Origin of the sequence: Leptotrichia sp. oral taxon 879 str. F0557 (assembly GCF_000469385.1) — a bacterium.
GTDB lineage: Bacteria > Fusobacteriota > Fusobacteriia > Fusobacteriales > Leptotrichiaceae > Leptotrichia > Leptotrichia mesophila.
Map to the genome: position 1 here is coordinate 1 of NZ_KI271302.1, position 12,635 is coordinate 12,635.

The 12,635-nt window shown below is 30.1% G+C and carries 9 protein-coding genes; all 9 read right to left on the reverse strand.

Features of this window, described 5'->3' with window-relative positions:
• On the reverse strand, window positions 1-257 hold a 257-nt coding region (locus tag HMPREF1552_RS03595; RefSeq protein ID WP_021743724.1), incomplete at its 3' end, for an iron chelate uptake ABC transporter family permease subunit.
• Between the two features lie 310 nt (window positions 258-567).
• Window positions 568-2,559: a TonB-dependent receptor gene (locus HMPREF1552_RS03600; RefSeq protein ID WP_021743725.1), complete on the reverse strand. Its 1,992-nt coding sequence runs from the start codon at window positions 2,557-2,559 to the stop codon at window positions 568-570.
• 325 nt (window positions 2,560-2,884) lie between these two features.
• Complete coding sequence (locus HMPREF1552_RS03605) at window positions 2,885-4,489, reverse strand: PAS domain-containing protein (RefSeq protein ID WP_021743726.1); 1,605 nt, start codon at window positions 4,487-4,489, stop codon at window positions 2,885-2,887.
• 395 nt (window positions 4,490-4,884) lie between these two features.
• Entirely contained in the window at window positions 4,885-6,030 is a 1,146-nt protein-coding gene (locus tag HMPREF1552_RS03610; protein WP_021743727.1) for a 5-methyltetrahydropteroyltriglutamate--homocysteine S-methyltransferase, read from the reverse strand.
• A gap of 122 nt (window positions 6,031-6,152) precedes the next feature.
• Complete coding sequence (locus HMPREF1552_RS03615; RefSeq protein WP_021743728.1) at window positions 6,153-7,067, reverse strand: LysR family transcriptional regulator; 915 nt, start codon at window positions 7,065-7,067, stop codon at window positions 6,153-6,155.
• A 280-nt stretch (window positions 7,068-7,347) separates the two neighbouring features.
• Window positions 7,348-7,920, reverse strand: coding sequence for a hypothetical protein (locus HMPREF1552_RS03620; RefSeq protein WP_231370746.1), 573 nt, complete (start codon window positions 7,918-7,920; stop codon window positions 7,348-7,350).
• Window positions 7,921-7,958: 38 nt separating this feature from the next.
• Window positions 7,959-8,570 carry an ACP phosphodiesterase gene (locus HMPREF1552_RS03625; protein ID WP_021743731.1) on the reverse strand — a complete coding sequence of 204 codons (612 nt, stop codon included), beginning with the start codon at window positions 8,568-8,570 and terminating at the stop codon, window positions 7,959-7,961.
• A gap of 262 nt (window positions 8,571-8,832) precedes the next feature.
• Window positions 8,833-9,591 carry a nitroreductase family protein gene (locus HMPREF1552_RS03630; RefSeq protein ID WP_021743732.1) on the reverse strand — a complete coding sequence of 253 codons (759 nt, stop codon included), beginning with the start codon at window positions 9,589-9,591 and terminating at the stop codon, window positions 8,833-8,835.
• Between the two features lie 508 nt (window positions 9,592-10,099).
• Entirely contained in the window at window positions 10,100-12,565 is a 2,466-nt protein-coding gene (locus HMPREF1552_RS03635; RefSeq protein ID WP_039901123.1) for a glycogen/starch/alpha-glucan phosphorylase, read from the reverse strand.
• Between the last annotated feature and the right edge of the window lie 70 nt (window positions 12,566-12,635).

Consider the following 12,635-nt stretch of genomic DNA (forward strand, 5'->3'; position numbering starts at 1 on the left):
CTAGCCAGCAGCATCCCAATCAATACCGCCATAATAATTCTCGGAAACCTCACATCAATTATTATTGATTTCATCGATTCATCCCTCATTTTCCCGCCTAAAAAACTTCTAAATATATCTTTTACCGAAATATTCACAGTTCCTATTTTCAAAGACAAAAATGCTATTACAATTATAAAAATTATTAATACCAAATATATTTTCCACATATTTTTATCAATTTTTATATATTTCTTTTTCTTATTTTGAATTTTCATATTTTACTTTAATCCTTGTCCATAAGTTAAAAATTTTTATAAATATTTTTTCTATAAACAAAATTAATCATACTTTTATTATAATAACAACTATTGCAATACAAACTAATTTCCAAGCGAAATTGTAAGGGCATGGCGTCTGATGCCCTTACGTTAAAAAAAAATTATAAATATAAACGAAAAAATAATTATTAACTAAAATATTTTAAAACTTAGTACAATAATTTATATAAAAAATTTATTTATAAAATACAGCCAAACAACTTTATAACAATTGTTTGACTGCCACTTTCCATATTTAAAATTATTTTTAGAAGTTATAACTTACACCAACATAGTATGTTCTTTCAGCTTCTGGGATATATGAATCTCCGTTTTTATATCTGTAATATTTTTTACCAAATACGTTTTTAACTCCTGCTTGCACCCCTAAACCTGTTTTATGAGCATAACTTACTCCTAAATCTGTTGTAGAATAACCTTTTATTTTTTCATAGTTTCCATCTACAGAATTTGAGAAGTAATTGAGGTCAGCTGTTAGGTTTAGTCCTGTCAATACTTCATAATTAGCTCCTAAAGTTGCTTTTGTTTTTGATACATAAGGTATTTTTTTGTTTTTATCTGCACCTTTGCTAATTTTTGCATCCACATAAGAAACTGATTCATTTACTCTAAATGTTCCAAAATATTGCTCTGCAAATAGTTCTACACCTTTTCTTTCTGTTTTCTGTAAGTTTTTATATGTCCAGTTTAATCCATGTCCGCTTGGCATATCAATTAAAATTTCATCATTTTTATTAGTATAGAATCCTGTCAAACTTACAAATGAAGGTCCTATCATATCTTTTATACCAATTTCATAAGTATCGTATTTTTCAGATTTCAGATTGTTTAGCACATATCCTCTTGTAATTGATTTATCAACCATTTCTGTTGGACTTGGAGATCTGTATCCTCTTTCATATTTTGCATAAACATTTCCCGTATCAGAATATTTAAAATTTAATCCTGTTTCATAAGCATTGTTACTCTTTTTAGTGTTTTTATTTATAACATTTCTTCCATCTGTTCTGTGAATATCGTAATCAGCATGTTCGTATCTATAACCCAAAGTTCCTTCAAGCTTGTCTGTAAAAGAATGTCTTCCTTGAACAAATGCTGAATGAGTATTTTTTTGCAAATCAATGTCTATAGTAGATGTTGGGAATAATCTTCTGTTTCTCATATACATTGCACCATAAGAACTTCTGTTTGAATTATTTTTTATATATTCATATCCAAAGATTACATTTCCTAAACCATAGTTATATTTACCTTTTAAGTCAACTCCAGTTTTTCTATCTTTAAACTGTCCATCAGTCTTATGAGTCATTCTTCCAGCTGGAGCTTCCTGATCATAATCTCTAATTGTTTTCTGATTGTATCCTAACAATGAGAAAGTTAAATTGTCAGTAGGCTTAATTTCATAATTTAGGCTGTATTCTGTTCTATCCAAATCAGATTCTGTCAAAGTTGTTCCTGTCTGTTTTCTATCTTTATTTAACTGTGCTTTAGTTATACCGTCAGATTCTTTTGATTCTTCCTTGTATCTTGTGGCTTTAAATCTTAATGTTTGATTATCAGCGATGTTATATGTAAATCCACCTCTTAAATTCTCACCATCTCTTTTGTCCCCGCGTCTATACCCATTTCCATTAACATTTTCGTATGCTAAATCTAACAAGAAATTATCTGCAAATTTTATGCTTGTTCCAAATCCAAATTTATTTGTATCAAATGAGCTGTTTTGATAATAAATCTTATTTTTTACAGGCTCTTCCTGAGTTTTCTTTGTAATTACATTAATTACTCCACCAGCAGTTCCTCCGCCGTAAAGTACAGTCCCTCCACCATTAATAATTTCTATTTTTTCAATATCTTCAACTGAAATTGAATTTAGAGGTAAAATTGCATGTGACATATCAAGTATGTTTAAAGGAGACCCATCCACAAGAACTTTTACATTTTTAGCAGCTCCCTGAACTCCCTGTCCTCTTACATCAACAATATATCCAAATCCATTATTAACAAAGTTTACACCAGGTGTACGTTTTAATATTTCTTCGATAGTGTTATATCCTTTATTGTGTATATCCTGAGCTGTTACAATTGTAGTATTCTTAATTTGATTACTTTGCACATCATCAAATCCCGTGGCTGTTACTACTGATTCTTCCAATTTTACATTAAATGTGTCATTATCATCTCCAAATGCCATCATTCCAACTACAATAAGACTTAAAATCGCTAATTTTTTTAACATGTTTTCCTCCTCATTCCTATGTATTAAATTCTTTAATTTCAGTTAATTTTTCTCCAAAAATACTTTGATTATAAAAATATTTTACTACATAAATTTATAGTTGTCAATGTTTTTTTTAATTTATAATTTTAAGAAATACGATATTAAGAGAGTTGTTTTACACTTCCAGGAATTTAAACTATTAAGAATTGTTAAAAAAATTTGTTACAAATCAAACTGGGATTTCCAGTATTTTTTATTATAATCTAAATTAAAAAGTATCCGAATGACTTTATTTTCATCAAACAGATACTTTTATTTTCTTTATGTTTATTAATTTCAAAATTTATTTATTTTTATTTTCTTCTTCATCAATTTTAGCCTCAATCATCATAATCAAATAATCAAGTTCCAATTCCCCTCGCATTGCAATCATTTGAAGAGTCGCTATTTTAGACATCATCATATATTGAACAGGATCTAAAAGACGTTTATATTCTGGAGAAATTAATGGCATATATTCTTTAATATACGGATATTTTTTAACAATATCGCCTATTACAGTTTTTGCAGTCAAATTATATTTGCTTGTAAATACTTCACCAGCTTCTTCTTTTTTTTCATCTTTAGCTTTATTTTCCCAAGTCACAAGTTTTCTTTCACCTGTCAAACTTCTAATTCTAGTAACATCCTGCATCATTTCCAGAACACCTTTAAACACGCCATTTTCATCTCTTACAGCCACATAATAAATATAAATGAATTTTCCACGCATTTCTAGCCAAAAGTCAATCTCGTCCTGCTCCCCTTTTCTAAAAGCATCTATTATTTCAAGTACCGAACTGACGCTTTCTCTTGGATGGCAGTTTTTTACATCACGCCCTATAACTCCTGCACTTCTTGGGAAAACTCTATGTTTAGTATCTGTATAGAACTTCACAATTTCATTTTCATCCACAAAAGACAAGTCCACAGGCATATGCTGAAAAATAAGATTAATCTGTTCAAGCGTTAATTTCCCCTGCTTCACATCAAAAACTTCATTTTCACTATTTTGGCTTCCCATATTATATTTTGCCATAAGACTTGCAAGGTCATTCATAAAGTTTCCAGCATTTTGATTATTCTGAACACCAGTTTCTGATTTTAGAGTTTCTTCTTTTACAGACTGGTTACTATTGTCATCTTGTTTTTCTATGTTTTCAGGATAAAATCCAGTTGGTTTATCAATTAGGAAATACCCAATTTCATCATCTCCTGCACGCATTTGCTTAAATTCTTCTTCATTAATCATTTTCATCGAAGTCGGAAAAAGTACTTCTTCTTCCTTATGCATGATATCAAGCGTCAATTCCCACACATTTTCCTGTTTTTCCAAAAATTCTTCAATTTTATTATTTTCAAGTAATTTATATGCTTCACTTATACTATCTCTCACGTTATTATCAAAGCTCCACATTATTCTTGATGGACGGTCAAACCCTTTTTTCTCTAATATTGAAAATAATTGATGCTGTTTTCTTGCAAGATGGGTAGGATTAAATTGAGATAATTTTTCATAAAGTTCAAGCCATCTGTTCTTTATAAACTTTTTCCCAAACTCTTCTTTCATTTCCGCAATCAGCTTTCTAGCCGCTTCATTTTCCAAAATATACGTATTTATGGGATGCCCCTCAGGCAAGTCAAATTCATCCTTCACAATAATATCCTCAAAAAGCCCTAAAACATCATTCATCTTGTCATGAACCGTATTATCATCAAATCCAAGTTCCTTAATTTTTTGCTCTGAATAAGCAAATTCGCTTGCAGTCATTTTGTCAAAATTCTCTTTTATTAATTTTTTAGTAGTCTCAAAATCAGTCTTTCCTTCAATATAATCTTTTTTTATTTGAGTCATTTTCTCAATTTTCTCAAGATCTAATTTTAGATAATTTTTCATATCCTGTGCCATAATAACCACCTTCTATTTTTTATAATCTTTTTTAGCCAAATAAAACTTCTTTGTTAAAATTTTAAAACCAAATTTTATATGATTTTATTGCCTAAATAATATGCACTAGTAACATTTTATGCCAAATTTTTAAATTATAGCTATTTTTCTCAACTCTTAGAAATATTTAATTTTGTTAATTTATACTCAAACCTATTTAAAATTAAACTATTAAAATTATATAGATTTAGGGTTTGAGTAAAATAGTCATAGCCTTTTAAGTTTGTTTTTAAAGCAGTTTTACTATAACATAAAAAAGTTCAATTATATTTTGATTCTCAAACCTATTTTAACATATTTTCATAAAAAAAAGTGTGATAAACAACACACTTTTATAAATATAAATCAAATTATTATTAATTTTCTCCCCATACTTCATCTGCAATTTCCTTAATAAATCTAAGTTTTGCCCATTGCTCCTCTTCTGTAAGCTTATTTCCTTCTTCTGTCGAAGCAAATCCACACTGCGGACTCAAATAAAGCCTGTCGAGCGGCACATATTTTGAAGCCTCTTTTATACGTGCAATTACACTTTCCTTTTCTTCCAATGTTGGATTTTTAGAAGTTATTAATCCTAAAACAACTTTTTTATCTCCAGAAACTTTTGCAAGTGATTCAAAAGTACCTGCTCTTTCTGTGTCAAATTCCAAATAATAGGCATTTACATCTTCTTTGCCAAAAAGCTCATCTGCAATTTTGTCATATCCGCCTTTCCCAAACCAAGTAGAAGCATAATTTCCACGGCAAACATGCGTATTAATTACCAAATCTTCTGGATTATTTTGAAATACCCTGTTGTTTATATTTAGAAATTTTTCTGCAAATTCTTGCCTAATAATTTCTTTATCCCTATCACTTTTTTCAATAAACGAAGCAATAAAGTCATCGTCTACAAGACAACCCCAAGTACAGTCATCAATTTGCAAAGTTCTAAGTCCTTCGTTATACAAGTCATTTATAACAGTTTTGTAGGCACTGACAATGTCGTCTTCCAATCCTATAAAATCAGGATAAACTTTAAGAAGTGCCGCCACATGCTTGTCTTCCCTTACTAATTCTGCATAAAATTGTGCTGGAGCAGGTATCGTAAATCTAGCTTCCACACCTTTTTTATCTTTTACTAAATCTCGCAAAAATGTATAATGTTTCACAAATGGATGATTTTCCCCACTAATTTTTCCAGTAACAATCGCAGTATCATCACGGGTAACAACACCATTAAATTCATAACCTTTATCAGCATGCACATGCCCAATTCCATTGAATCCCCAGAAAAAGTCCAAATGCCAGTAACTACGTCTAAATTCCCCATCTGTAACACTTGTATATCCTAATTCAATTTGCTTATCCACAATTTTTCTAATTTCTTCATCCTCAACTTTTTCCAATTCTTTCTTGTCAATTTTTCCCTTTTCAAAATCATTTCTAGCTTTTTTTAGTTTCTCAGTTCTCAAAAAACTTCCTACAGTATCGTGTCTATGAGGTGCATTTATTGTACACATATTATCAACTCCCTTATTTGTTATTATTTTATGAAGTTATTATATACAAATATGTGCTTTCTGTAAAATACATTTATTTTTTAGTTTATTATAACTTTTATTTATATCGATATTCTTTAATCTTATGGAATTTCTGTATATTTCAAATGCTCCTTCAAAGCCTCCACATAAACTTTCCCATAAACACTCAGTTCAATATTTTTTTGCATTATAATTCCAACTTTCATATATTCGTCCACTTCCAGCGGTTTTGCAATAATATTTTCTCCATTTAGCTCTTTACTAATTATTCCTGTACTCACAGTATATCCGTTAAGCCCAACTGCCAAATTAAACAAAGTCGCCCTGTCCCTCACTTTTATATTTTTATCCCTGTCAAGTGTACTCAATATTTCTTCTGAAAAATAAAAAGAGTTATAGTCTCCTTGTTCAAACGACAGATATGGATATTCCTTCAAATCTTCAAGACTGATGCTTTCCTTTTTTGCTAAAGGATGATTAAAACTAATGAAAACATGTGGCTTTGCAGTAAACAGCTCAATAAATTTCAAGTTATTTCTTTTTATCATTTTCTCAATTACAGTTTTATTCGCTCCCGAAGTGTATAAAATTCCAATTTCACTTTTTCTCTTGCTTACATCTTCAATTATCTCATTAGTCTGTGTTTCCCTAAGTGTAAAATCATACTTATTCTCTCCAAATTTCTTAATCACATCCACAAAAGCATTTACCGCAAATGAGTAATGCTGAGTTGATACCGAAAATCTCCGAGTTATCTTATTTTCTTTTTTATATTCTTCTTCCAACAAATCCGTCTGTTCTAAAACTTGCCTAGCATATCCCAAAAACCTATCTCCTTCAAGTGAAACAATTACTCCTTTATTTGTCCTGTTAAAAATCGTTATATTCATCTCATCTTCCAGCTCTTTTATTGCTTTCGTCAATGCCGGCTGTGAAACAAACAGCTCTTTTGCAGCCTCACTTAATGTCCCTTTTTCAGCGACTGTTACTACATATTTTAGTTGCTGTAATGTCATTTCCTTCTCCCTCTTTTATTCACATAATCTTCTTAATATTTCTCCTGCATCTTCTATATTTATTATGTATAACCAATACTATTTCCCATTTAAAGTTTCAAATCTTAAATTAAATAATATTTACACATATTTATCAAATACAAATTGTTATCTTTACATACTTTCTATATTTAATTGGTTAAACAAAAAAAGTGTGTTATTTATCACACTTTTAATAACTTTTATATAAAAATTTTAAAAATATTGAACTTTAAAAACTAATCTATGTAAAGCAAGAATATTATTTAACAACTTGCCATTTATTATCGCTGCCCTTTACAAATTTAACTGTTGATGTTGCCAAATTTATTTTCTTAGTTTTTTTCAAATAATCATATTGTAATTTTATATATTTTTCAATATCAACTTCTACTTCATCCTTGCTATTATCAACTTTTGTTACATATTTGCTCGCATTATCTCCTAAATACTTATCCAAAGCCTTTTCATCGTATCCTTTTACTAAAAATACAACTTCCCCGTTATTCCCATTTTCATTCACTTGATACACAGAAACTTCAAATTGTTCAATAAGCATTGTATTCGACTCTTCCCATTGTTTCTTTAATGCTGAATTATTTGCTTTTGCTACATATTTATCCACATCTGGATTTATTGACTTCAACATCTTTCTTGAGCCGTAATTTGATATTTCCTGTAAAGCTTTTGCATAATCTGTTGCAGCTGTTTTCAAGGAATCATACTTCTTAACTTGTGCAGCCTCTTTTGTAGACGGTGCCGCATTCACTATGTTTGGTACAGCCGCCAATCCTCCTAGAACCATTAATCCCATCAATATTTTTTTTACTTTCATAAACTTCACCATTCTCCTTCTTTCTCCAATTTATAAAATCAGTTTTTTCTTATTCCCATATTTATAAATTTTTTTACACTTTCTTCTTTTACATAAAAAAATTCTTTTATAGATTTTTCTTCAAAAGCAGTATAATCTTTTTCCAGCTCTTTTACAGCTAGCCTTAAAATTTCTCCTTTTCTGACTCTTTGAGAAATTCCATAAAATGCACGTTCTAAAAAATCTATATTTTTATAATTAGACATTACTTTTTCACTTTCAATCCATTTAAATGTTCCTGCAAATTTTTTTGGAAAAAAACTCTGACTTTCAGATATATTATACAGTATCTTCTTTTCAATATTATTAATATTTTCATTGAATAGCCTATCAAAATTTTTGGCTAAAAAATGGTCAATAAACATATCCGATACAATTCCTTTAAAAATACCAAATTTTTCCACAAGTAATTCATTCAAAAAATTCTCATTCCTGTCAGAAATCCCATCAATTATCCGATGCAAGACAATTCCCTCTTTCAATTCTTCAGGAAGCTCTATTTTATCAACTAACCCCTTATAAAAATCACCTGCAAAATTTCCATATAATGTCTTTTTATTTTCCTGCTCATCAATTTCGAGCGAAATTAGTGAATGTGCTAAAAAATTCATAATCTTTTCTCTTTCCCACTTTAGTTTTAAAACTAAACAAGATTAAACTACGAAAATTAAATACATTTAGAATTTCTCCTACTTTTTCATTTAATTTCAAAAATAATTCGATCTAGTAATTTCATACTAAAGCCCTTTAAATAATAAAGTTATTATAAACTTTTCCAACTAAATGATATAAATCTAATATTTTCAAATAATTAAAATATGATTTTCATTTTTTAAAATAAACTAATCCGTCAGCTTTAAAAAATTCCATTGATTATTTCTCATCTAGTTCATCAGCAAATCTGAATCCTTGACTTTCCAAGTCCTGTTTTGATGTATTATAGAAATTTTCGTAGATTCTTACAATCATTTCCTTGTATGACGGTAATTGCGGTGTTCCATTTTCTTCACGCCAAGCCACTGTATCTTTTTCGTGAAATTCCACTCCTTCTTCTACTTTTTTCGCATCATAGGTATCCTCAAATACAAATGTATCTAACGGAACTCTTGGTTTTACTCTAGTTAATTTTCTTTCCACAGGCACTCCAAGCGTACTTCCTACTATTGGGAATACATATTCTGGTAATCCAAGCATTTTTATAAATTCTTTTGTTTCTTTTCTAATTGCTCCAATTACAGTGCTTCCATATCCAAGAGCAAGAGCTGCCGTCTGCAAGGCATTTACAACAATTCCCGCATCTACTGCACCAACTAGAATTCCATCCGCAGATTTTGGAGCGATATTTCTCTTGCCAAGAGAATCTGATGCATAAACTCCACGGTGAAAATCAACCAATACAAATACAAAAGCGTCAGCCTGTGCAATATGCTTCTGTCCTCCACAAAGTTCTGCAATTTTTGCCAATTTTTCCTTATCTCTTACAACAATCAATGAAGTTTGCTGTCCATTAACTGAATTCGCAGCTCTTTGAGCTGTTGCAAGTATTGTCTTCAAATCTTCTTCTTTTATCTTTTCCCCTGTAAATTCCCTTACAGAACGTCTATTTTGCAATTGTTTTATCAATTCATTCATTCAAATCACTTCCCTTTTTTTAAGTTTATTTAATTAATGTTATCACATTATATTTGTATTGTCAAACTATAACAAAGTCATTAAAAAATTATAACTATTAAGTCTATATTCTAGTATTACCCACTTTTATCAGTTCAGCATAAATAATACTATTTCCCATTCAAGTAACAGAAATCAGAAAATCCATGGAATTAGAGTCTTTTTTAGAAGATTATACTATTATACAATCTATGTGGCTGTTAAAATATTCTTTTAATTAAATTTAATCATTAAGTATCCGTCTTAAAGACTTTTATAATTTTATTTATAAGTATTATGATTAATAATAGTTTTTTCTATTTTTGAAATGGGATTTAGTATTATATAATTATCAAACAGGTTAACAGAATATAACTTAAAAAACTGCTTCATAATGAAGCAGTCCTTATTTTCCAGCCTGTCTAAATTTTTTCAGAATTAATTTTACTTCAGTATTGGTAATTCTAGAACTGTTTTTTACATAAGAAAATTAATCTTCTATATAGTCATGAACTTCAACTGGCTCAATATTCCAAATTTCTTTTGCATATTCGGCAATTGTTCTGTCTGAACTGAATTTACCTGCATTTGCAATATTTTTAAGAGCTTTTCTAGTCCATTCTCTTTTATCTTTGAAGGCATTTTGAAGTCTATCTTGAGCTTCTCTGTACGATGCGAAATCTTTTAATAGGAAATACACATCTGGACGAGAACCATCTACTCCGTATAATAATGAATTTTGTAGTTCTCTGAAGATTCCTGTATGATTATCGTTATAAGTTCCATCACCTAACTGATCCACAACTTTTTTAAGTCCTTCTACGCTGTTATATTCGTCAAATGGATTGTACCCTCCATGTGCTTGATAATTTTCAACTTCCTGTGCAGAAAGTCCAAAGATAAAGGCATTGTCAAGTCCAACTTCTTCAACAATTTCCACATTTGCCCCGTCCATTGTTCCAATAGTTAATGCACCGTTTAGCATAAATTTCATATTACCAGTTCCAGATGCTTCCTTACTTGCTGTAGAAATTTGTTCTGATACATCTGCTGAAGGGAATATTTTTTCTGCAAGTGAAACTCTATAGTTTTCAAGGAACACAACTTTGATTTTTCCGTTAATGTCGCTATCGTTATTTACTTTTTCTGCAACGGTATTAATTAATTTGATAATTCCTTTTGCACGTCTATATCCAGCAGCTGATTTTGCTCCAAAGACAAATGTTCTTGGCTCAATATCTAGATATGGATTTTCTTTTAATCTGTTGTACAGGTCCATAATATGAAGTACATTTAAAAGCTGTCTTTTATATTCGTGTAATCTCTTAACTTGAATATCAAAGATAGAATGAGGATTTACTTCGATTCCTGTTGTATCTTTTATATATTTAGCCAATTTTTCCTTATTGTGTAGCTTAATTTCAGCAATTCTGTTTAAAACATTGTCATCATCTAAGTATTGCTCCAATTTTTTTAGTTCATACAAGTCTGTAATCCACTTGTCTCCAATTAATTCTGTAATTAATGCAGCTAATTCTGGATTTGCTTTTAATAGCCATCTTCTTTGAGTAATTCCATTTGTTTTGTTTAGGAATTTTTCAGGATATAATTCATTCCATTCTTTTAATTCACTATTTTTAAGAATTTCTGTATGCAATGCCGCAACTCCGTTTACTTTGTGCGATCCTACGATGGCAAGCCATGCCATTCTAACTTGTCCATCTCCAATGATTGACATTTTGTTGATTCTTTCCCAATCCCCTGGATATTTTTGCTGTAATTCTGCGACAAATCTTCTATTGATTTCTTCGATAATTTGATAAATTCTTGGAAGTAATGGCTGAAATAATGAAATATCCCATTTTTCCAATGCTTCTGATAAAATTGTATGGTTTGTGTATGCAAATACATTTTTACAAATGTTCCAAGATTCATCCCATCCTAATTTTTCCTTATCCAAGAAAATTCTCATTAATTCAGGAATTGCAACAACTGGATGTGTATCATTTAGCTGAATTGCCACTTTTTCTGCAAATTTTGAAAAATCATTTCCAAAAACTGATTTGTATCTTCTGATAATGTCCTGTAATGACGCTGATGTAAAGAAGAACTGCTGTTTTAACCTTAATTGTTTTCCATCTTTTTCAGTATCATTTGGATACAATACTCTTGAAATATCTTCAGCTTGAACTGCTTTTGCAGAAGCCTGTAAATAAGTTTGATCATTGAATAATTTTAAGTCAAATCCTTCAGGTGATCTTGCTTCCCATAATCTCAATGTATTTACAGTATCGTTTCCATAACCAATAACTGGCACATCATAAGGTACGGCGTGAACTGTTTCGGTATTTACTCGTTTAAAGTATTCTTTCCCAAATTCATCACGATGAACTTCAATTTGCCCGCCAAATTTTATTTCAAATACTCTGTCCATTCTTTTTATTGACCAAGGATCTCCGTATTTTGTCCAGTCATCTGGATATTCCATTTGGAACCCATTTTCGATTTTTTGCTCAAACATTCCGTATTTGTATCTAAGTCCATATCCATGTCCTGGTAATGCCAATGTTGCAAGCGAATCTAGAAAACATGCAGCAAGTCTTCCAAGCCCTCCATTTCCAAGTCCTGCATCCATCTCACGGTCTTCAATTTTGTTAATATCTACGCCTAATTCATTCAATGTTTCTTTTATAACGTCATTAATTTGCAAATTAATCAGATTATTCCCCAAAAATCTTCCCATTAGGAATTCTGCTGAAAAATAGTACGTTTGTTTTACCTGTTTTTTAGCATAAGTTTTTTTAGTATTGTACCATTTTTCCATTGCGTAATCCAAAGCTACTTTTGAAATTGCATTATATAACTCAAATTCATGAGCTTCTTCAAGAGTTTTTCCATATTGCCTTCTCAGTTCCCTAAGAATATTGTCCTTTAATTCAGCTTTATCAATTTTCATATTTCCTCCTAAATATTTTATTTTCACTTCACTTTACCACTTTTTCAGCATTATTTCAATACTTTTTGTT

Excerpts from the sequence above, each read along its gene's own strand:
- HMPREF1552_RS03600 (WP_021743725.1), bottom strand. The coding sequence starts at position 2,559 with ATGTTAAAAAAATTAGCGATTTTAAGTCTTATTGTAGTTGGAATGATG.
- HMPREF1552_RS03605 (WP_021743726.1), bottom strand. The coding sequence starts at position 4,489 with ATGGCACAGGATATGAAAAATTATCTAAAATTAGATCTTGAGAAAATT.
- HMPREF1552_RS03610 (WP_021743727.1), bottom strand. The coding sequence starts at position 6,030 with ATGTGTACAATAAATGCACCTCATAGACACGATACTGTAGGAAGTTTT.
- HMPREF1552_RS03615 (WP_021743728.1), bottom strand. The coding sequence starts at position 7,067 with ATGACATTACAGCAACTAAAATATGTAGTAACAGTCGCTGAAAAAGGG.
- HMPREF1552_RS03620 (WP_231370746.1), bottom strand. The coding sequence starts at position 7,920 with ATGAAAGTAAAAAAAATATTGATGGGATTAATGGTTCTAGGAGGATTG.
- HMPREF1552_RS03625 (WP_021743731.1), bottom strand. The coding sequence starts at position 8,570 with ATGAATTTTTTAGCACATTCACTAATTTCGCTCGAAATTGATGAGCAG.
- HMPREF1552_RS03630 (WP_021743732.1), bottom strand. The coding sequence starts at position 9,591 with ATGAATGAATTGATAAAACAATTGCAAAATAGACGTTCTGTAAGGGAA.
- HMPREF1552_RS03635 (WP_039901123.1), bottom strand. The coding sequence starts at position 12,565 with ATGAAAATTGATAAAGCTGAATTAAAGGACAATATTCTTAGGGAACTG.